Annotated in this window: 20 protein-coding genes and 1 tRNA gene; 13 read left to right on the top strand and 8 right to left on the bottom strand. The window is 36.0% G+C overall.

Translation table 11 applies throughout. The features are described 5' to 3' along the window. Window positions 1-37: 37 nt before the first annotated feature. Complete coding sequence (gene ybeY / locus BLW28_RS02270) at window positions 38-460, bottom strand: rRNA maturation RNase YbeY (RefSeq protein ID WP_073214769.1); 423 nt, start codon at window positions 458-460, stop codon at window positions 38-40. Beyond that, entirely contained in the window at window positions 453-3,884 is a 3,432-nt protein-coding gene (locus BLW28_RS02265; RefSeq protein ID WP_073214766.1) for a DUF4175 family protein, read from the bottom strand. The genes ybeY and BLW28_RS02265 overlap by 8 nt, the downstream gene beginning before the upstream one ends. Before the next feature lie 257 nt (window positions 3,885-4,141). On the opposite strand from BLW28_RS02265, the gene gltX reads away from it, so the two are divergent. The 9 genes from gltX to BLW28_RS02230 all read left to right on the top strand — a co-directional run bounded on the left by gltX (window position 4,142) and on the right by BLW28_RS02230 (window position 11,242). Beyond that, the gene (gltX, locus tag BLW28_RS02260; protein ID WP_073214763.1) at window positions 4,142-5,692 is read left to right on the top strand and encodes a glutamate--tRNA ligase; all 1,551 of its coding nucleotides are present in this window, start codon (window positions 4,142-4,144) and stop codon (window positions 5,690-5,692) included. Between the two features lie 57 nt (window positions 5,693-5,749). Next, entirely contained in the window at window positions 5,750-6,742 is a 993-nt protein-coding gene (locus BLW28_RS02255) for an SPFH domain-containing protein (RefSeq protein WP_073214761.1), read from the top strand. 558 nt (window positions 6,743-7,300) lie between these two features. After that, window positions 7,301-7,768, top strand: coding sequence for a DinB family protein (locus BLW28_RS02250; RefSeq protein ID WP_073214758.1), 468 nt, complete (start codon window positions 7,301-7,303; stop codon window positions 7,766-7,768). Between the two features lie 242 nt (window positions 7,769-8,010). Further along, the gene (locus tag BLW28_RS02245; protein ID WP_073214756.1) at window positions 8,011-8,556 is read left to right on the top strand and encodes a hypothetical protein; all 546 of its coding nucleotides are present in this window, start codon (window positions 8,011-8,013) and stop codon (window positions 8,554-8,556) included. Window positions 8,557-8,570: 14 nt separating this feature from the next. Continuing rightward, the gene (locus tag BLW28_RS02240; protein WP_073214753.1) at window positions 8,571-8,981 is read left to right on the top strand and encodes a hypothetical protein; all 411 of its coding nucleotides are present in this window, start codon (window positions 8,571-8,573) and stop codon (window positions 8,979-8,981) included. 147 nt (window positions 8,982-9,128) lie between these two features. Further along, complete coding sequence (locus BLW28_RS02235; protein WP_234946433.1) at window positions 9,129-9,923, top strand: pyridoxal-phosphate-dependent aminotransferase family protein; 795 nt, start codon at window positions 9,129-9,131, stop codon at window positions 9,921-9,923. Between the two features lie 45 nt (window positions 9,924-9,968). Further along, window positions 9,969-10,163: a hypothetical protein gene (locus BLW28_RS15945; RefSeq protein WP_234946432.1), complete on the top strand. Its 195-nt coding sequence runs from the start codon at window positions 9,969-9,971 to the stop codon at window positions 10,161-10,163. Window positions 10,164-10,166: 3 nt separating this feature from the next. Then, a complete protein-coding gene (locus BLW28_RS16040) occupies window positions 10,167-10,289 on the top strand; it encodes a hypothetical protein (protein WP_262481093.1) in 123 nt (40 codons plus the stop codon). A 233-nt stretch (window positions 10,290-10,522) separates the two neighbouring features. Further along, window positions 10,523-11,242: a DsbA family oxidoreductase gene (locus tag BLW28_RS02230; RefSeq protein WP_083540655.1), complete on the top strand. Its 720-nt coding sequence runs from the start codon at window positions 10,523-10,525 to the stop codon at window positions 11,240-11,242. 100 nt (window positions 11,243-11,342) lie between these two features. On the opposite strand, the gene BLW28_RS02225 is transcribed toward BLW28_RS02230, so the two are convergent. From BLW28_RS02225 to BLW28_RS02215, 3 genes are read right to left on the bottom strand one after another with little or no spacing between them, the layout of a single operon-like run. Continuing rightward, entirely contained in the window at window positions 11,343-11,576 is a 234-nt protein-coding gene (locus BLW28_RS02225) for a DUF6327 family protein (protein WP_073214750.1), read from the bottom strand. Window positions 11,577-11,631: 55 nt separating this feature from the next. Beyond that, window positions 11,632-12,090: a hypothetical protein gene (locus BLW28_RS02220; RefSeq protein ID WP_073214748.1), complete on the bottom strand. Its 459-nt coding sequence runs from the start codon at window positions 12,088-12,090 to the stop codon at window positions 11,632-11,634. Window positions 12,091-12,092: 2 nt separating this feature from the next. After that, entirely contained in the window at window positions 12,093-12,449 is a 357-nt protein-coding gene (locus BLW28_RS02215) for a YtxH domain-containing protein (RefSeq protein WP_073214744.1), read from the bottom strand. Window positions 12,450-12,697: 248 nt separating this feature from the next. On the opposite strand from BLW28_RS02215, the gene BLW28_RS02210 reads away from it, so the two are divergent. Both BLW28_RS02210 and BLW28_RS02205 read left to right on the top strand, forming a co-directional pair. Continuing rightward, on the top strand, window positions 12,698-14,326 hold the full coding sequence (locus tag BLW28_RS02210) for a sulfatase-like hydrolase/transferase (RefSeq protein WP_073214741.1): 1,629 nt from the start codon (window positions 12,698-12,700) through the stop codon (window positions 14,324-14,326). Continuing rightward, complete coding sequence (locus BLW28_RS02205) at window positions 14,313-15,062, top strand: hypothetical protein (RefSeq protein ID WP_073214738.1); 750 nt, start codon at window positions 14,313-14,315, stop codon at window positions 15,060-15,062. Before BLW28_RS02210 ends, BLW28_RS02205 begins: the two co-directional genes overlap by 14 nt. Window positions 15,063-15,073: 11 nt before the next feature. Here BLW28_RS02205 and BLW28_RS02200 read toward each other — a convergent pair whose 3' ends face one another. Continuing rightward, entirely contained in the window at window positions 15,074-16,750 is a 1,677-nt protein-coding gene (locus BLW28_RS02200; RefSeq protein WP_073214735.1) for a glutamine--tRNA ligase/YqeY domain fusion protein, read from the bottom strand. A 183-nt stretch (window positions 16,751-16,933) separates the two neighbouring features. On the opposite strand from BLW28_RS02200, the gene folB reads away from it, so the two are divergent. Together folB and BLW28_RS02190 are read left to right on the top strand one after the other, a co-directional pair. After that, the gene (gene folB / locus BLW28_RS02195; protein ID WP_073215102.1) at window positions 16,934-17,290 is read left to right on the top strand and encodes a dihydroneopterin aldolase; all 357 of its coding nucleotides are present in this window, start codon (window positions 16,934-16,936) and stop codon (window positions 17,288-17,290) included. A gap of 80 nt (window positions 17,291-17,370) precedes the next feature. Then, window positions 17,371-17,441, top strand: a tRNA-Cys gene (locus BLW28_RS02190). 46 nt (window positions 17,442-17,487) lie between these two features. Here the strand turns inward: BLW28_RS02190 and BLW28_RS02185 are convergent. Then, complete coding sequence (locus BLW28_RS02185) at window positions 17,488-18,219, bottom strand: LysE family translocator (RefSeq protein ID WP_317042261.1); 732 nt, start codon at window positions 18,217-18,219, stop codon at window positions 17,488-17,490. Window positions 18,220-18,397: 178 nt separating this feature from the next. After that, complete coding sequence (gene rnr, locus BLW28_RS02180; protein WP_073214730.1) at window positions 18,398-20,617, bottom strand: ribonuclease R; 2,220 nt, start codon at window positions 20,615-20,617, stop codon at window positions 18,398-18,400. Between the last annotated feature and the right edge of the window lie 3 nt (window positions 20,618-20,620).

Raw genomic sequence — 20,620 nt, 5'->3', positions numbered from 1 at the left:
CGATAATTATCTGGAGATAAACAAGTTTAACACAAATCTAAGAATAGTCAAACCCCAATTTAGACATTGCTTTGTCTTCTAAAAAACGCATATTATTCTCCTCGTCACTGGTTTTATCCTTATAACCACAATAATGAAGAATGCCGTGAATAATTACTCTATGAAGTTCCTTTTCAAAAGGGACATTATAAGTTATTGCATTTTCAGCAACACGCTCAACCGAAATAAAAATTTCACCATTCACCTGTCTACCCATTCCATAATCAAAACTAATGATGTCTGTTAAGGTATCGTGTCCGAGAAACTCTACATTCAATTTATGAAGGTAATCATCATCACAAAACACATAACTAATTTCCCCGAGTTCGAGACCCTCAGAATTAATTGTGTTAGCTATCCAATCTTTTAAGCGATCTTGCTCTTGAAGTTCGAATTCGGTATCGAAAGAAAAATCAATCATTTGCGTTTTTAAAATAATCTTGAACCTTAATCTTATAGTCCTGGCGCAAAGGTAAAGCCTCGCGATTTAAAATTTCAGTAGTATTAAAATAATTTTTAATTTCCTCAGGGCTCAAGGTTGCATCGTTTCTAAACGATTTTCTATTGGTTTGAGCCTCTCTTCTACTTTCCTGTCCTTGCTCCAAAACAGCTTCATCTAACTTTAAAAGTTCGTGCTTTAGATTTAACATATCCTGTAGCGTATTTTTATTGAAACCTTTGTCTAACAATTGTTGCTCGATTCCTTCCATCTTTTTAAGAAGTTCGGCACCGATTCCTTTAACACCACTTTGATTCAGCCTGTCTTGCAATTGCTGACGAAGTAATTGTTGCTGTTTATAAATTTCAAATAATTCGCCATTCATGCCCTCGTTATCTCCACTGACACCTTCACCCTCTTTACCTCCTTGTTGCTGGCCGTTTTTGCCATCCTTGCCATCCTTGCCATCACCCCCTTCGCCTTCACTTCCTTCACCTTGACCTTCACCTGGACCTTCTCCTTCACCTTGACCTTCTCCTTGACCTTCTCCTTCACCCTTGCCTTTCTCACCTTTTTGCAAACCTTCCTCCATTTTTTCACTTAAGCTTTCCTGTTTCTTAATAATGTCAGGGAGTTGAAACCCTCCTCCACTTCCAGAACCCGGACTAGGCGGACCTTCACCAGAACCAGAACCAGAACCTGAGGCCATTTGCATCTGCATTTGCATATTTCCTAATAGCTCATCAAGAAGTACAGCTAAATCATTGGAACCCATCATTGTATATTGTTGATTACCAACACCTTGCCTTGTATTGTTTTGAGCCAACCGGTCTAAAGACTTTTCAATATTATACTGTATATCAGTAAGTTTTGAATTGATTTCATCTCCCAATAACGGTTGACGTAGTGATAGGGCGAACAAACTGTCGTCAACATGTTCAAAGTTGACTTTTAATTCATTCTGAACATTAAGCAACTTACCAAAAACTGGATTCCCGTAGTTAATCGATTTAAATTTTTCCATTAAATCTTCCTGACGGGAAGAGAATACCACGAGATTATCGAGGATCTGTCTAAGCATTTTAACGTCCTCATCTAATGTTTCCATTTGGCCAGACATCATTTGCTGTTGCATTTTTTGACTCATTTGCTTCATCTTCTTTCCAGCCTTCTTTTGACTTTCAGAAGCTCCCTTGGCGTCTTGCTCTTCTAATTTATCAGTAGCTTTTTCCTGCTCCTCATCAACCTCTTCTTCGGCAGGCTTGTCTTGTGGAATATCGAGAGGCTTTTTTAAAGTTTCATTTTCCTCTTGTAATTCTTTCATCTGCTCTTTGTACTCTTCAAAAGCTTGGTTGAGTTCTTCTTGAGCTTCCTTGGTGTTTTCTTCTTCAGACTTCTCAGAAAGTTTTTCCTGCTTCTCACCCAACTTGAATAACTCCTCAGCAAGTTTTTCAGCTTTCTTTTCTACGTAATAACGTTTGGTAAGTTCAAGTAACTGCTCAAGATTTCTTTCTTGATTTTTATTTTGTTTCGATAGCTTCTCAAGTTTTTCAGTCAGTTCTTCCATTTGAATTTTATCCTGAAGTTTTTCGAGCTCATCAAGTAGTTTTTCATTCTCCTTAAGCCGCTCTTCATTTTCATCCAAACGTTTCTCAAGTTGTTCTTTAAACGGGTCTTGATCTTTATTTTCGGGTTGAAAGTTTTTAAGGTCTTCTTTTAGCTTCTTTGAAAAATCCTTCATCATCTCCTCTTGCTGCTGTTGCCTTTGGATAAAGTTCTCAAGTTTTATTCTATCGTTGAAATTCAATTCATTCTTCTCCTTCTGATTTCTAGAAATTTCGTCCAAAACCTTTTGATCCTGTTTCATTTCCTCCAAAGACTTATCCATGCCTTGAATGGCCTTGTGTTGGTTTTGAAGTTGTTCGTTTTCAATCTCATCTGTAGTTAACTTTCGAAAAGAATAAATTCCAGATTTAGACGATTTAAAATTATGAATAGCATCATTGTCAAACACCTGAAAATAATATTCATACGAAACCCCATCTTCCAATTCGAGATTTCCTGGGAAAACAAAAGTGAATTGATCAAAATTAGTTCTACTTCCAGGTAACGATTCAAACATCGCATTTTTTTCGTCACCTTCAGGATAATATACAACTCGAAGTTTTGTAAGCCCATAGTCATCAGAAACACGACCTAGAAAAAAGATGCGTTGGCTATTGGTACTGTCGGTTTTTGATTGCACGTCAATTTCAGGAAATTGATCCTTGATTACATTAAGCGTAAATGCTAAATTTTCGTAATCCACCAAGTTTTCATTTGAAGTAGTAATTGCATAATCTAGTTTCGTATAGATTCCCTTTTCAAAATTGAAGTCCGTTCCATTCGAAGTGAATAAAAAGGAAGTATCGGCTGTTTTCAAATTAACCGCATTTGTATTTTTGGTCGCGATTTTCCACTTCACCTTTGTTCCTTCGGGCACTACTGCGTTTCCATTTCCTTTTAAAACTTCGTCTGCTTTATTGGTATAGCTCGGATAATCGAGCAACATTTCAAAATTCAAAAGCGAAGGCGTTTTTACAACATCCAGGATATAGTTTCTTGAATTCACTTTATTGGCTTTAAATCTAAAGTCGATAGGTTCGTCGGGCTGTTGAAAGGTATATTCAAACAAACCTGGCCCATTTTGCTGCATATAATAGGTTTCGCCATTAAAAAGGATACTAGCGCTTTCTGGAACTGTGGTGCCATCGGTTCGTACTTGTAATTTGAAAGGTTTTCCCTCTATAGCGTGTAATTCGTCATTCATTACGATAAACGAAAATGGCGCGGGAGGTTCAAAAGCGGTGTCGTATTGCACAACACGGGTATAACTTGAGGAAAAAATGTTAACATCGCCTAAGGTGCTAAAAAGTATAAATATAAAAACAGGAATAGCCGCATATTTTAAATACTTGGCATTCTTTTTAAAGTTTACAGCACTTTGAAAAGGCACTGGTTGAAGTTCAACAGCTTTCTGGTCAATACTGGCCGCAAGCAGTTCACTTTGATGCGGGTTTTGATTTAATTGAATAACATTCAGCAGCTTATCGCTTACCTGCGGAAAATGATTACCAATTATTCGAGAAGCATCTTCATAATTTATTCCCTTTCGGAATTTGAACAGTTTCGCCAGCGGAAAAACAATAAACCGAAGAAATAGGGCTAGTTCAACAATCACGAAAGTCCAAAACAACAATCGCCTTCCGGATGGGCTGAGCCAGAGGAAATATTCAACGAGCAGCGTCATCAAAAAATACAACAACCCGATGGCGAAAAAAAGGATAGCTCCTTTGATAAGCTCATTGGTATAGTACTTTCTAATAAACGCTTCCAGTTTTTGCTGGATGACACTAAAGTTGCTCATAAATATTTTCAAGCACAGGAAGTTAAACCTGCAAAATTTTCAAGTTAATCATTATTCCACAAGGTGAATAAATCCTAAAGGCCTATTTTAAAGGGAGCTAAAAATACAATAAATATCCCTTCTTACAACGTTGCAAAAATCGTCCCAAATATGATAGGAAGCCTGAAAAGGAATTACTTTAAAAAGCGCACATAGAATTGTACCTTTGCAACAAGTTTAACCATTCAAAAACACGCCTGTTTGCGCAGGAAATAGTTATGCCACAAAAAGTTAGAGTACGTTTTGCCCCAAGCCCCACAGGACCGTTGCATATTGGAGGTGTCCGAACCGCATTGTTCAATTACTTGTTTGCAAAAAAACACGGAGGTGATTTTCTATTGCGAATTGAAGATACAGACCAAAATCGTTTTGTTGAAGGCGCAGAAGAATACATCGTAGAGGCTTTAAATTGGTTGAACATACCTTTCGATGAAGGCCCTAAGACTTCCCATTTCGCAGGAGGTGGAGACTATGGCCCCTATCGACAAAGTGAGCGGAAAGAGCTTTACAAGCAGTACGCCGATAAGCTACTTGAATCTGGAGATGCGTATTATGCCTTTGACACGGCAGAAGAGTTAGATGCACATAGAGCTGATCACGAAGCCAAAGGAAAAACTTTTATCTACAATTGGCACAACCGATTAAAATTGAAAAACTCCTTGGTGTTTTCAGAAACAGAAACACAGCAAAAAATTGCCAATGGCGAGGAATATGTAATTCGGTTTAAATCGCCTGAAAACGAAACGCTATTTTTAAAAGATATGATTCGTGGCGGAATGCAGGTAGAAACCAACATTCTTGACGATAAAGTGCTTTTTAAAAGCGACGGTATGCCAACCTACCACTTAGCAAATATTGTGGACGACCATTTAATGAAAATCACCCACGTAATTCGAGGCGAAGAATGGTTGCCTTCATTGGCATTACACGTTTTATTGTATCGCGCTTTTGGTTGGGACGCTCCTAAATTTGCGCACTTACCATTAATTTTAAAACCTACGGGCAACGGAAAATTAAGCAAACGAGACGGCGATAAAATGGGCTTCCCAGTATTCCCGCTTCAATGGAAAACTAGCGATGGAGACGTGTTTTCTGGTTATCGCGAAGACGGCTATTTGCCAGAAGCAGTTATAAATATGCTTGCCTTCTTGGGTTGGAATCCAGGAACCGAAAAAGAAATTTTCAGTTTAGACCAATTGATTCAGGAATTCGATTTAAGTCGCGTAAATAAAGCAGGTGCTAAATTTGATCCAGAGAAAACAAAATGGTTCCAGAATCAGTATTTTCAGCAGTTGGATGATGCTCAGCTAGCTGCGGATTTTTCAAGGTTGTTAGAAGAAAAAAAGATTTCGACCGAACTTGTGCTAAGCGGAGTCGAAGGTCCTAATCTAACTACAATAGTTTCACTTTTAAAAGAGCGCGCGAGCTTTGTAAGTGATTTGTGGGAACAAGGAAGTTTCTTTTTTGAAGCCCCACAAAATTATGATGATAAAGCTGCTGCTAAAGCATTTAAACCCGAAACTCCTGAATTGCTTCATAAAGTGATTGATATACTCTCGGAAACCGATGATTTTTCAAGCGTAAAGCTATCTGAAGCTGTAAAAGGTTGGATTACTTCAGAAAATATTGGCTTTGGAAAAGTTATGATGCCATTGCGATTGGCGTTAGTAGGCGAAATGAAAGGTCCAGACGTGTTTGATATTCTAGCTATTTTAGGGAAAGAAGAAGGTATTTCACGTATTGAAAAGGCCATTGAAACAATAGGGTAATAATTACTTAGTTTTTGTATCTTAATCAACTTATAATTATCATTAAAAATTAAGTGTATGGGTTATGTCATTTTAGTGCCACTATTACTACTTGGATTGTTTATTCTGCTAGGTGCATTTTTCACAGTAAAGCAACAAACTGCGGCTATTATAGAACGATTTGGGAAATTTCAGAGTATGAGAAACTCTGGATTACAGTTTAAAATTCCTTTAATTGACAGAATTGCAGGACGTATAAACCTGAAAATTCAGCAGTTAGATGTAATTGTTGAAACGAAAACAAAAGATGATGTTTTTGTGCGACTCAAGATTTCTGTTCAATTTCAAGTATTGAGAATGAAGGTTTATGATGCTTTCTATAAGCTTGAAAATCCGCACGATCAGATTACTTCTTATGTATTTGATGTGGTGCGTGCCGAAGTTCCAAAAATGAAATTGGACGATGTTTTTGAGCGAAAAGATGATATCGCCATCGCGGTTAAGTCGGAACTCAACGAGGCAATGAGCGAATATGGATACGATATTATCAAAACGCTAGTAACAGATATTGACCCAGACATTCAAGTAAAAGCAGCGATGAATCGAATTAACGCTGCAGAACGTGAAAAGGTTGCAGCAGAATATGAAGCCGAAGCGGAACGAATTAAAATTGTAGCCAAAGCACGCGCCGAGGCTGAAAGCAAGCGATTACAAGGTCAAGGTATTGCAGACCAACGTCGCGAAATTGCACGTGGACTAGAAGAAAGTGTCGATGTATTAAACAACGTTGGTATTAATTCTCAAGAAGCCTCTGCCCTGATTGTAGTGACACAACATTACGACACTTTACAGTCTATTGGAGAAGAGACCAACACCAACCTAATTCTGTTGCCAAACTCCCCACAAGCGGGTAGCAATATGCTAAACGATATGATTGCTTCTTTTGTAGCGAGTAATCAAATTGGCGAGGAAATGAAAAAGCAAAACGCCAAAAAAGGCATCGAAGCCAAAAAGCGACCCAAGCGTCAAGCACCTCCAAGGCCTGAAGAAGGTGAAGACCTTACCTATTAAGGATTCAAAAACATAATTAAATACAGCCGCCTCGAATGAAAATTGAGGCGGTTTTTTTATGTTTTAAAATGGATTGACTGCAGAGAATTTAAGGTAAGTACATACCAATATTATCAAAAATAGCGCACTTTTCCCTGCTGGACTAAAAGAATAAAAAAGCTGAATATTCTTGCACAGGCCTTGATGGTATTATGAAAAAACAATAGGTTTTAGGATTGTTTTGAAGATTGTGGTACATTTAACGAGTAGAACACTAAAATAGTAGGGCGTTTAAGATGTATATATAAGACATTATGCTTTTTAGAACTACGTTTATGACTATGTTGGCAACAATTTAAAAAAAGGTGCATAAAAGATAAAGTCGATAAAAATCTGATTCTGAATGGTATAATAAATTATGGAATTTTGGCAAATGTTATTTCAAAAAAAACGAAAATCAAACTGACAAGGAAATAATCCCCCCTCGAAATTTTTATTTATTTGTTAGGTGCTTAAACCGTTTACCAACACAAGCAAAACGTATTAATTTTAACAAAATCAAGCAAGTAAAACAAAAAAATGAATCAATCTGAATTAATAATTTTAAATTTCTCAGAAATACGAAGACGAAGCATAAAACTTTGGAATGGATTACCTGAGAAGTTCTATAATTGGAAACCAGACAAAAAAGCAATGAGTTCATCAGAAATTATTAGACACGTTTTAGAAGCTGATTATGGCTGGAATATTATTATTAATCAAGGAGATATGTCTAATTACAAAACACCGTGGAAAAATCGACCGTTCATAAGTGTTGCAGACGAAATTAAATTTGCTGAACCTTATAGAAATACATTTTTAGAAAGTATTAAACAATTTTCTGATACAGAATTACAACAAACTACAATTGTTCATCCTGGAAATGGTAATAAAAAAGTTCTTGTAAATTATTTATTACGAATTGGATATCACGAATCGGTTCACGCTGGGCAATTCCTGTCGTATTTAAGAGCAATGAAAATTGAAAGACCAAACATTTGGGAATAATAAAACTTTGCTGAGTTCAAGACACAAATTATTATAGGAATAAACTTTCGTTTTAAAAACCGGTAGAGCTGAATTTTGAATAATAAAAGTAAGCGCTAAGTTCTCCACACATTATGTACTTGTAGAGTTTAAAAAATAGAGGCTGCTTTATTGGAAAAGTATATTTTTTCAAGTGTTACTAACAAATTGTTATCAGTAATTTTACTGTTGAGTACTAAAATAAGCCCCAATATAGATTTTATATGAAAACCCTGCTTCTAGTTTTACAGTTGCTTTTTACAGTAAATATTTATGCTCAAGACTTTACTCAAAATGAATTCGATAAAATCAATAATGATGTTAGTCGTGCAGTATACTCACTGGCCCAACCTTTAAATGCAGCAAAATTTTCTGAAAAATTCAACATAGCCGATACTGATTTTCAAATTCTGGAACAGCTTAATGCTGGTGAAAAATTAACGTTTAATGACCTAATTTCTGAAAACCACATACTCCCTATCTTTTTCCCTGCAGATAAACCGGACGAATTACAATTGACGCTATTTGCCTTTAAAGCATTGCCAAAAAGAACTAATGAAGACTTTAATCGAGCCAATTACTACTTTGTGTTAACTACAATTATTACCCTAAAAGATGGTAACCCTTTCTACAGCAACACAAAACTTATATATAAATCTAAATCAATAATAGATTGGTTTTTAAGTGGGTATAGATCGTATTTAGAAAAAACTGATCCTGTATTCAGAAAATATAAGTTTATTCCACCACCACCTAATGACTTAAAGTAAACCCTTTTTAATAAATGAAAAACTTCTTATGCTTTCTTGGATTGTTGATTGGGGTTAATGTTTCCCTGTTCGCTCAAAACGTAAAATTGACCGAGTCGGAAGTAGCAACCGTTTTAAGCAAGCAATGGGAAATTGAATTTGGAATGATGGGTTCTGAGAAAATAGTACAAATGCCCGGAGCCAAAGATTTTGACCTTTTATTCAAAGAAAATGGTAGTTTAGCAATAATTGAAGATGACGGTACAGTACGAACAGGGTTTTGGAAATATCAACCTGAAGATAAGTATATAGAATTATCAGTTGATGGGAAAATTACTTCAAGAATTACATCTCTGAACAACAGTAAATTGTTATTGATATTAGTCTCCGGAAAAAGCGAATCAACCAGACTACCAAATGTCGAAATTCATTTTAAACCATTGTAAATTTTATAAAACAGAGTAGTGAACAATTTTTCTGAAATATCAGTCCATTTTCTAACCAGTTTACTCTACTGTATTCATTCGAATTTAGCTGCTTAAGCTTCGCTCACCGTACAAGGAAATTGAATAACAACAATTAAAACAATAGAGATGAAATCGAGAAAACTATTAATGATTCCAGGTCCCATAGAATTTGAAAGTGAAGTTATGCTATCCATGGCTGTTCCCACTCCGAGCCACGTTAACCCCGACTTTATAAGTGTTTTTTCGAATAGTCTCAAATTGTTGAAAGCGGTTTGTCAAAGTGAATCTGGACAAGCCTTCATCGTAGCAGGCACAGGAACACTGGCAATGGATATGGCAGCGGCAAACCTTATTGAAACTGGCGATAAAGCGCTTGTAATCTCTACAGGATACTTCGGACTTCGCTTTGCTGAAATCCTAAAACGATACGGCGCCGATGTCGATATACTTGAAGCACAAGTGGGCGACATTGTCCCTATGGATCTCATCGAAGAACAACTGAAATCCAAAAAGTATAAACTTTTAACCTTCACTCATGTTGATACTTCAACAGCCGTTTTAAACAATGCAAAAAGCATAGGCGCCTTAGGTAAAAAACACAATGTGCTCACGGTTCTCGATGGAGTTTGTTCTGTTGCTGGTGAAGAAATTAAACAAGAAGCCTGGGGAATTGATGTGGTAGTCACCGCCTCGCAAAAAGCAGTTGGCGTGCCTCCTGGCTTGGCTCTTTTAGTTGCCTCACAAAATGCAATGAAAACCTTTGAACAGCGCAAAAATCCCGTTGCTAATTACTATGGCGATTGGGCTAATTGGCTGCCGATAATGAAGGCTTATGAAAACAAACAAGCTTCGTATTTTGGTACGCCACCCGTTAATCTGATAATGGCTTTAGAGAAAAGTTTACAGCTTATTGTCAACTAAGGCTTAAACAATCGCTTTGCCCGACACCAAAGAGCTGGCAAAGCGATGCGTGCGGCAATTAGAGCCCTTGGACTGGAGTTATTGTCTAAAAATGAAGCAGTAGCTTCAAACACCTTGACAGCACCCTTATATCCGAGTAAAATAGACGCAGCTACTTTTCTAAAAGAAACAAATCAGCAAGGCATTATATTCGCAGGAGGTCTGTTGCCCGAACTAAAAACCAAATACTTTAGAATTTGACATATGGGATCCGTAAACAAAGCGGATTTACTCGCAACTATAGGTGCAATTGAAACCGTTTTGAAGAACAACGGCTCTAAACACGAATTAGGCGTTGGAACAGCCGAAATTTTAAAACGTTTCTGATTCAATAAAAAATCATATCTATTTAAATCCTATCAAATACCCTTCAATTTCTATTAAAAATAGTCAAATAAAGGTTAAATCAAAGTAGAGTTTAGACAATACTTAAAAGCAGTCGTATCTTTACCAACTTACGAAAAATCAGGGTTTTCGACTATCAGAATTATTTTAATGATGGAGTTAATTCGGTTAGAAACTGGTAAGAATAAAAAGTTAATTCAATAAATAAAACAACAATGGAAAACAAAATGAAAGTAGAAATTTGGAGCGATGTAATGTGCCCATTTTGCTATATCGGAAAAAGAAATTTTGAAACTGCACTTGAACAATTTGAATATAAAAAGCATATTGACGTAGTTTGGAAAAGCTTCTTGTTAGACCCTTCCATTCCTGAAATAGCAGAAGAAAGCTATCACGATTATCTGGTGACGCGTAAAAATATGAGTCCAGAACAAGTAAAAGGAATGCTTGAAAATGTTACTCAATCTGCAAAACAAGTGGGTTTAGAATATAATTTTGACAAGGCGGTAATGGTAAATTCGCTAAATGCCCACAAACTAATACAGCTTGCAAAAACAAAAGCTTTAGGCAACGAAGCCGAAGAAAGGTTATTCCGTGCGTTTTTCACTGAAGGAAAAAACATTGCCGATAAAGCTACCTTAGTTCAATTAGGAAAAGATATTGGATTAGATGAAGCAGAAATTAATACAATTTTTTCGGATGAAAAATATGCAACCTTAGTTAATCAAGACATTCAAGAAGCCCAGCGAGTTGGAGTGCAAGGAGTTCCATTTTTTGTAATAGATAGAAAATATGGAGTTTCTGGAGCACAACCTGCACAAGCCTTTTTAGAAAATTTAAAAGTAGCTTTTGCTGAATGGAGAAAGCAAAATCCAGAAACAAAATTAGAGGTTACCCAAGGACAAAGCTGTACAACAGACGGCATTTGCGAATAATCTTAAAATAATAAACCGTCTTGAATTTTATTCAAGACGGTTTGGTTTTGATTCGGGAAAGATCTGGTAATTCTTGTGGTAAACCAATTAAGGTTTAATGTTATTTCCTCTTCATTGTACTGCCTATCAAGACATCTACAACTTTAAGCACAAAGGCTTTTTTCACAATAGACCCTACGACGTTAGCTACAATATTTACAGGGGAAAGAGTTTCTTTAATCATTTCTCGACTTTGTTTCACACCGAGTTTAACTTCCTCTCTATCAATCTTCTTTTTAAGTCGAAGATATTTTAAATCCCTTTCGATTTCTTCAAAAGTGCTATATCGTTTCATCCGTATTTAAATTTATTTTTAAAAGTAAAGTGGAACAATTCATTTATTTCAAAAATTATCTTGAAACAGTTTCCTCCTCTAATGTATCATTCAATATTGTTTCCTCTTTTCTCCTTGCTACAAAATCGGCAATTTCTCGCTGTGCTGCTTCTTTAGGATCTATATCGTCTTCATCATAAAACAGTCCAGAAGATTTTTGAAGCATTTTTCTTTCAATAATTTTCCTTCCAAAAACAAACATACAGATTAGGGCTACTCCGTAAAGTGCACCAATCAATAGGAAACCAACATAACCTTCTTCAAAAAATGTCCCTAACCACATTGCAGCGCCAATGGAAAGGAAGAGCAAAACAAACAGTGACAAACTACCAAAAACAAGTAGATTGACCAATGAAATAGCTCCTTTCATTGACGATTTAAACAAGCGGAGTTTGTAATACTCAACAGTACTCAGCCCGAAATCTTCAATTTTATCTGTTACATCGTGTAAACTTTTTGTAAGGTCGTCGAACATTATTATGCTGTGGTTTTCCCTTTAGAAGAATCTATTTGAAGTTTAGCGTTTTGCTTTCTTAACGCTTCCAATTTATCTTCCATTGCCAATAAAATTTCATCGGCTTTATAGCTTGCAGAAGAAAGTGTTTCATTCAATTTTTCCTCAAAACTAACGCGAGCAGTTTGTGCTTTTTCACTAAGGTTGTGCGTAGTTTCTTTTAGCTGCTGGTTTAATTTTTTTTGAGTTTTCTTAGCTTCTTTACTAAGTTTATCGCGGGTGTTTGACCCTTTATCTGGCGCATAAAGAATTCCGATTCCTGCTCCAATTATTGCTCCTGTTAATAAGGCTACTAAAGTCTGTCCTGTATTTGATGTCATAGTTTCAATTATATTTAGTTAATAATGTCAAAGATACATAACGAAGCTTCCTGTTGTTGTTAATAAGTGGTTAATAATCTATTACCTTACCCAAGATAATCATAAAAAATAGAAATAAAGGTCAATTCTAATCGATAAAACGATAAATATATTATTTGATAGAAGTGGTTACGAGATAATCATCAATAAATAGAAACCAAAAATCATCAAAATGATAGTAACTTTGATTTTTCCAATTCATCAAAAGTTTGAAAATCATCAAAACACTTTTTAGAAACTTCGGTTTCATACTTTTTTATCCGCTCGTAGTTGTAACAATTGCAGGCTGGTTCTTAATTCCGTATTTCAAACCATTTTTAAAAGAAGTGATAGCTTTTGGGCTCTTTTCAGCTATTGTATTTTGTACGTACATCCTAATATCGAACACCCGGATTCAAAAGTGGTTTTTGATAATTGCAAGCTTTTTACTTTCTGCCTTAGCGTTTATAAAACTCACCTTCTATTATCATTATGGCGTAAAGTTAAGCGGATCTGCATTGTTTGTAATTTTTGAAACAAACACAGAAGAGTCGAAAGAGTTTTTGAGTTATTACTTAGATACCCCAGTATTACTTCTTGCAGGAATATTATTTATTCCTTGGATTGTAGTGCTACCATTTGTGTTAAAACGAAAAATAAATCCACTGCTGATAGAACGAGTGAAAGACATAAAATGGAAGTTTCTTTTAATCTTTACTATAATATTGGCGGCCTTTGTGATACATAAGAAGTTTAGCGAGCATAATATTATTTACACTAGCGTCGCTTCCTATTCAGATTATCAAGCCACAAAAGCTATTTTAAAAAAGACATTAGCGAAAAGTGAAAGTGAAATTTTAGAAGTCACTTCTACGCTAGAAACTCCGCAAACCTATGTTGTAATTATAGGCGAATCGACCTCCCGATTGCATATGCAACTTTATGGATACGAACGTGAAACCAACCCCCTACTAACCGAAATACAAGACGAATTAATTGTTTTTAACGACGTTATAACACCCAATGTTCACACAATCCTGGCACTCGATAAAATTCTGACCCTTTCAGATTATACTGAACCAAATAAAGAGGAAAATGCCTCGGTTGTTCAGCTGGCAAATCAGGCAGGATTTACAACCTATTGGTTATCGAATCAACGCCCTGTGGGGCTTCACGAAAGCATGTCAACCTTAATTGGGAATGCAGCAGATCAAAAGTTCTTATTAGCCACAGACGATTATACTAGCAATATTTATGACGAAAATATATTCCCAAAACTTGAAAGTATTTTGAATCAAAAAGAGTCTAAAAAGATGATTTTTATTCACCTTATCGGAACGCATAGCGACTACAAAAAGAGATATCCCGAACAGTTTGCTTATTTTAATGGAAAACCTGTTGAAACGGCGTTCTCAAATGCATCTAATAAAAACATTATTAATGAATACGACAATGCCATCCGCTACAATGATTTTGTAGTAAGGGAAATAATTGAAACGGTGCGAAAAGAAAACAAACCGAGCTATGTTGTTTATTTTTCAGATCACGGCGATGAAGTGTACGACACGATGGATTTAATGGGCCATAACGAATACTTTGCGACTCCCCCAATGCACGAAATCCCGTTTATAGTCTGGTTATCATCTGAATACAAGAACCAAATTTCAACATTTTCAGAAGTAAAAAGCTATTCAAACAGAAGGTATAATTTGGAAGATTTTATCCATAGTTTTTCAGAATTGAGCAACATACAATTTAACTTAATAGATAGCACTCGAAGTGTTTTTAATCAAGGTTTTCAAGAACGAACCAGGTGGATAAATAGACATAAAAAGCAGGAGGATTATGATAACAGGTAAAAGAATTATTGTTCTTGTTATTGTATTTCTTTCCGTACTGCTATTGGGAACGTTATATCGTTATTCCCCTTACAAAATAGAATATCTTGGTTATTACGACAAAATTTGGGCTCATCGGGTAAATAGCACTGAAAAGTTGGAAAGTGCATTAAAATATTTTAAAGGCGTTGAGTTGGATTTAGTTTACGATGCTCAAAAAAATATTCTGGACGTAACCCATCCGCCAGCTCCTTCAATTAATTTGAATTTAGAAAAATACCTGTCCTTTATAAATTCTAAAGAAAAGCCCTATATGTGGTTGGATATAAAGAATTTGAATTTTGATAATAAAGAAGAAATACTTCAAAAACTGACTAAATTATTTTTAGAAAAAAAATATCCTCTGGAGAAAGTGCTTGTTGAAACACGTTATCCAGAGGCATTATCAATATTCTCTGCTGCGGGATTTAGAACGAGTTATTATTTGCCATATGGCTTAACAGAAATGACTGCAGAAAAACGAAATATCGTACTTGAAAAAATAGCGAAAATCCTTGAAGAACAGCCTAATTTGGCTATTTCATCAAATTATACAGATTACGATATAATGCACAAATCGTTTCCTACCAAAGACAAGTATTTTTGGATAAGTTCATCGGTTAGAACCCATGGATTTTCAACCCCACGACGAATACTGAAAGATCACACCGTAAAAGCCGTTTTAACTAGTTTTAAAGCGAAAAAAGGAAATAGATAATACTTATATTACTACGAAAGTTTCGCCCAAGAGTCGCGTAAAGGCACTGTACGATTAAATACAATATTATCGGCAGTAGTATCTCTATCTACTACAAAATAGCCCAAACGTTGAAATTGGAATTTATCTTCAGGTTGCGAATCTTTAATACTCGGTTCTGCATAACCCGTAATAACCTCTAACGAATTTGGATTTACAAATTCCATAAAATCCTTTTCTTTATTGGTATCTGGCGATGCTTCAGTAAAAAGTCGGTCGTACAAACGAACTTCAACAGGCAAGGCGTGTGCTGCAGACACCCAATGCAAAGTTCCCTTTACTTTTCTAAGTGAAGCTTCAGAACCGCTTCCACTTTTACTATCTGGATCGTAGGTACAGTGAATTTCAGTGATGTTACCGTTGGCATCTTTCACTACACTTTCGCCTTTAATAATATAGGCATTTTTAAGACGAACCTCTTTTCCGATAGTCAATCTAAAAAACTTGCGATTTGCTTCTGCTTTAAAGTCTTCTCTTTCAATCAACAATTCTTTTGAAAAAGGAACTTCCCTGTTTCCTGCGCTTTCATCTTCTTGATTGTTTTCGGCTTCAAGCATTTCAGTTTGTCCTTCTGGATAATTATCTATTATTAGCTTTACAGGATCTAGAACAACCATAATACGTGGGACTTTCTTATTTAAATCTTCACGCACATTAAATTCTAAATGCGAAACATCAATCAAGTTTTCACGCTTTCCAACGCCAATACTATCTGCGAAGTTTTTAATAGATTCTGGAGTATAACCTCTTCTACGCAAACCAGAAATTGTAGGCATACGCGGATCATCCCAGCCAGTTACGATTCCTGCCGATACTAATTGGGCCAGTTTTCGTTTGCTCACTACTGTATGACTTAAGTTTCTTCGAGCAAATTCGCGCTGTTTAGGGCGCAATTTATCCTTATCGACCACTTGGTCTAAAAACCAATCGTAAAGCTCTCTGTGCGGCAGGAATTCGAGCGTACAAAAGGAATGTGATACTTGTTCGATATAATCGCTTTCGCCGTGTGTCCAATCATACATCGGGAATATTTTCCATTCTGTTCCTGTACGGTGGTGCGATTTGTTTACGGTTCGATACATAACAGGATCGCGCATTAACATATTTGGCGATTCCATATTTATTTTTGCGCGAAGCACGTGTTCTCCTTCTTTGGTTTCGCCGTTCTTCATTTTTTCAAACAAATCGAGGTTTTCTTCAACAGAACGATCTCTAAACGGACTTGGTTTTCCGGGCGTATTTGGAGTTCCCTTTTGTTCTGCAATGGCTTCAGAAGTTTGTGAATCTACATAGGCTTTTCCGTCTTTAACCATCGCTACAGCCCAGTCGTACAACTGTTGAAAATAATCTGAAGCATAACATTCGGTTGCCCATTCATAGCCCAACCAAGAAATGTCGCGTTTTATGGCATCAACAAATTCTTGCTCCTCTTTTGCAGGATTGGTATCGTCAAAACGAAGATTTACGGGAGCGTTATATTTTTCACCCAAACCAAAATTTAAGCAAATTGAGGATGCATGGCCTATGTGCAAGTAACCATTTGGTTCTGGCGGAAAACGGAAACATAATTGTTCTTTTTTATATCCATTTCGCAAGTCATCTTCTATAATATGCTCAATAAAATTGAGTGGTGCAGCTTCTTTTTCCATATGTGAATTTATGAGAGCGCAAATTTACCAAAAAATACCATGCAATGGATTTCATTATAAACAAATAAGCGCTTTATGCAAAGTGAACAATTACTACTTCTGAATTTGAAGGAATTTGAAAGAATCGATACCTGTAGCGTGCATTTATATTACTTTTGTCTTCGGAAACCAACACATAAAAAATTGGACAGTATAAAATTAAAGAACATACGTGTTTATGCCTTTCACGGATGTTTAGTAGAAGAAAGCAAAATTGGCTCCGATTACATAGTTAATTTAGAAGTAAAAGCCGATTTATCGCACGCTTCAAAAAGCGATTCGCTCCATGACACGGTAGATTATGTGCAATTGCAAACTATTGTAAAAGACGAAATGGCTACTCGATCTAAATTATTAGAACACGTAGCACGACGGATAATGACTTCGGTATTACAAAAAATTGAGAGGGTAAGCGAAGTGAAAGTATCTGTAGCAAAAGTTAACCCACCTATTGGTGGTGATGTAGCAGAAGTTAGCGTTAGCATGAAGATGAAACGCTAAATTTCAATAAAAATGGTTCAATTCAACTTAAAATTTTATATTTGCACTCTCATTAAAGAAAATCTTTGATGAGAATTTAGGGCATCGTGGCCGAGTGGCTAGGCTCAGCTCTGCAAAAGCTGCTACAGCGGTTCGAGTCCGCTCGATGCCTCAACCATTACTTAACCTAACAGGTTTTAGAAACTTGTTAGGTTTTTTTATTGTGGAACTTCAACAGGTGGAATTGGTTTTTCCAAAGGTTGTTCTTGCCCCGGAATTCGTTCAAGACCAGCTTCCATTCCTTTTGGGAAAATACCTTGAAACAGTAGTAAAACGCCGAAAGCTAGTATTAAAATACTTACCCACTTTTTTGTTTTGAAGATAAAACGTGGCGTCATTTTATTTTTAAGTCGTTTGGCCAGAACCATTTTTAATAAATCGGTTACAAAAAGAGCTATTAAAACAGTTGAAACAAATACAAAAATACCATTGTCTGAAGTAGTAAGTGCATTTGCCATAATAAGCACTCCAATCCATCCAGCTAAGACACCAAAATTTACAAAATTTAGAAGAAATCCTTTTAAAAATAATCCGCCAAGATTCTTTTTAACGTTAACCGCATAGTGTTCGCGAACTATTTTAAAGATAGATTTATTGGTACGGATGTACGAAATAATACCATACGCTATAAGTATTGCACCGCCAAATATTAAAAGTCCGGGGTCGTTTTTAACCTGTTCTAATATTCTACTTGTACTGTAAAACGCAATGAGAATGAAAACAATATCTGCAAATAATGCTCCCAGATCAAAGAAAATAGCCGCTCTAATACCCTTTGTAATAGCTGTTTCTATTAAGGTAAAAAAGACTGGTCCTACAGCAAAGGCTAATAGAAATCCGTAAAATGCTGCGTAGAGTAATCCGTCAAACATAGTCGGGTAAAAGTACAAAGTTTTTAAAGATAATGTAGTTGTAGGGGAGAGATTGTGGGAATAAGCGCTTTTAGTCTCAAATTGAAAATTATGCTAAGCATCATCTAGTAAATTGGACGGTTAAAACACCACGCAAAAAAAGTACAAAGCTTTTTAAGTTTTGTACTTTTTAGAAATTCGTAATTGTAATTAAAAATTATGCTTCTTCACGATGCCCTAACATCGAAAAATCTAGGTGTTTCTTCACTAAATCGGCATTTTTTACTCTTACATATACTTCATCGCCGAGTGTATATACTTTTTTGGTACGTTGCCCAATAACGGCGTATTCGTCCCTGTCAAAGTCATAGCGGTCGTCCTGCATATCTTGTAAGCGGACCATTCCTTCACATTTGTTTGAAATAATTTCAATATAAATTCCCCATTCAGTTACACCAGAAATTACACCCAAGAAATCTTCGTCTTGATGATCTTGCATGTATTTGATTTGCATATATTTAATGCTATCACGCTCTGCACTTGTAGCAAGGTTTTCCATATCGCTACTGTGTGAACATCTTTCTTCGTAATCTTCTTGATTAGCAGATTTTCCTTCGTCTAAATAATGCTGCAACAATCGATGCACCATAATATCTGGATAACGACGAATTGGTGAAGTAAAATGTGTGTAATAATCAAACGCCAAACCGTAATGGCCTATATTATTAGTAGTATATAGAGCCTTACTCATACTTCTAATAGTAAGGGTATCGATTAAATTCTGTTCTTTTTTACCGTGAACATCTTTTAAAAGTTTGTTCATTGAAGTTGCTGTAGAATGACGGTCTTTGGTATCTAGTTTATAACCAAAACGTCTGATAATATTTTCCAAAGCCGCAATTTTTTCATCATCTGGTTCATCGTGAACTCGATAGACGAATGTCTTTTTAGGATTTTGTTTTCCGATAAATTCAGCTACACTTCTATTTGCTAAAAGCATAAATTCCTCAATCAATTTATTGGCATCTTTACTTTCTTTGAAGTAAACACCTGTAGGATTGCTTTTTTCGTCCAAAATAAACTTCACTTCCACTTTATCAAAAGAGATAGCACCCGCTCGCATTCGTCTTGAACGTAACTTTTTAGCAAGCCTATCCATTTCTAAAACAGCATCGGCAATTTCAGGTTGAACCGTGTATTCGGTATCTGTGATTGAAATGTCTGAAGGAATAGTGAGGTTCAAAGACTTCTCGACTGCGCTCGAAGTGACATTTGTTTCAATGATGTGTTGGGCTTCTTCATACGCAAAACGAGTATCGCTAAGCGTCACCGTTTTCCCAAACCATTGCTTTACAATTTCAGCTTTCTGATTCATTTCAAAAACAGCTGAAAAAGTATATTTTTCTTCGTGTGGTCGTAGCGAACAAGCGTTATTTGAAAGAATTTCCGGAAGCATCGGCACCACTCTATCTACTAAGTAAACTGAGGTTGCGCGTTCATACGCTTCGTCATCGAGTTCGTTTCCGGGAGTAACGTAATGTGAAACATCGGCAATGTGAATTCCAATTTCGACATTTCCATTTTCTAATTTTTGAAAAGAAAGGGCATCGTCAAAATCTTTCGCATCTTTTGGATCTATCGTAAAAGTAAGAATATCGCGCATATCGCGACGTTTCTTTATTTCCGAAGCCTTTATGGAAGTATCGATTTTGTTTGCATAGTCTTCAACTTCAGCAGGAAACTCATACGGAAGTCCATATTGTGCGAGGATTGAGTGGATTTCGGTATTGTGTTCACCTGGCATTCCCAACACTTTAATAACTTTACCTAGAGGAGAATCGGCTTTGGCTGGCCATTCTTCCATTAGCACCAATACTTTTTCTCCGTTTTTGGCACCATTTATATTGTTTTTCGGTACAAAAATATCGGTGTACATTTTATAATCGGTTACGTCGACAAATGCAAAATTTTCTTGTACTTGAATGGTTCCAACAAATTCGGTTCGTTTTCGTTCAATAATTTTAGTTACTTCACCTTCGGTCTTACCACCTTTTTTGCGTTTAAATACGTAAACCTCAACTATATCACCGTTTAAGGCTTTGTTTAAATTTTTACTGCTAACGTAAATGTCATCTTCTAAATCTTCAACAATAATATATCCTTGGCCACGTCCAGCTATATCGACTTTACCGGTGTAATAATTTTGTGAAGGCGTAAGAATGTATTTGCCTCTTTCAATTTCTTGAATACTGCCTTTTCCTTGAAGATCCTTAAGTTTTTTTATAATTTGATTTCTGCTACTAGGGTCGTCCAATTGAAGTTTAGCAGCAATTTGTTTGTAGGTATAAGGTTTAGAATGGTCTTTCCGAAGAATATTTAATATGGTTTGGGAAAGATTTGCAATTTTATTGTTTTTTTTTCTTTTATGTTTTGGCATAGT

The organism is Aequorivita viscosa, assembly GCF_900106795.1.
Taxonomy (GTDB): domain Bacteria; phylum Bacteroidota; class Bacteroidia; order Flavobacteriales; family Flavobacteriaceae; genus Aequorivita; species Aequorivita viscosa.
Note: the sequence above shows the minus strand (reverse complement) of the source record. Positions and strands in the feature narration are given on the sequence as shown.

Excerpts from the sequence above, each read along its gene's own strand:
- ybeY (WP_073214769.1), bottom strand. The coding sequence starts at position 460 with ATGATTGATTTTTCTTTCGATACCGAATTCGAACTTCAAGAGCAAGAT.
- BLW28_RS02265 (WP_073214766.1), bottom strand. The coding sequence starts at position 3,884 with ATGAGCAACTTTAGTGTCATCCAGCAAAAACTGGAAGCGTTTATTAGA.
- gltX (WP_073214763.1), top strand. The coding sequence starts at position 4,142 with ATGCCACAAAAAGTTAGAGTACGTTTTGCCCCAAGCCCCACAGGACCG.
- BLW28_RS02255 (WP_073214761.1), top strand. The coding sequence starts at position 5,750 with ATGGGTTATGTCATTTTAGTGCCACTATTACTACTTGGATTGTTTATT.
- BLW28_RS02250 (WP_073214758.1), top strand. The coding sequence starts at position 7,301 with ATGAATCAATCTGAATTAATAATTTTAAATTTCTCAGAAATACGAAGA.
- BLW28_RS02245 (WP_073214756.1), top strand. The coding sequence starts at position 8,011 with ATGAAAACCCTGCTTCTAGTTTTACAGTTGCTTTTTACAGTAAATATT.
- BLW28_RS02240 (WP_073214753.1), top strand. The coding sequence starts at position 8,571 with ATGAAAAACTTCTTATGCTTTCTTGGATTGTTGATTGGGGTTAATGTT.
- BLW28_RS02235 (WP_234946433.1), top strand. The coding sequence starts at position 9,129 with ATGAAATCGAGAAAACTATTAATGATTCCAGGTCCCATAGAATTTGAA.
- BLW28_RS15945 (WP_234946432.1), top strand. The coding sequence starts at position 9,969 with ATGCGTGCGGCAATTAGAGCCCTTGGACTGGAGTTATTGTCTAAAAAT.
- BLW28_RS16040 (WP_262481093.1), top strand. The coding sequence starts at position 10,167 with ATGGGATCCGTAAACAAAGCGGATTTACTCGCAACTATAGGTGCAATT.
- BLW28_RS02230 (WP_083540655.1), top strand. The coding sequence starts at position 10,523 with ATGGAAAACAAAATGAAAGTAGAAATTTGGAGCGATGTAATGTGCCCA.
- BLW28_RS02225 (WP_073214750.1), bottom strand. The coding sequence starts at position 11,576 with ATGAAACGATATAGCACTTTTGAAGAAATCGAAAGGGATTTAAAATAT.
- BLW28_RS02220 (WP_073214748.1), bottom strand. The coding sequence starts at position 12,090 with ATGTTCGACGACCTTACAAAAAGTTTACACGATGTAACAGATAAAATT.
- BLW28_RS02215 (WP_073214744.1), bottom strand. The coding sequence starts at position 12,449 with ATGACATCAAATACAGGACAGACTTTAGTAGCCTTATTAACAGGAGCA.
- BLW28_RS02205 (WP_073214738.1), top strand. The coding sequence starts at position 14,313 with ATGATAACAGGTAAAAGAATTATTGTTCTTGTTATTGTATTTCTTTCC.
- BLW28_RS02200 (WP_073214735.1), bottom strand. The coding sequence starts at position 16,750 with ATGGAAAAAGAAGCTGCACCACTCAATTTTATTGAGCATATTATAGAA.
- rnr (WP_073214730.1), bottom strand. The coding sequence starts at position 20,617 with ATGCCAAAACATAAAAGAAAAAAAAACAATAAAATTGCAAATCTTTCC.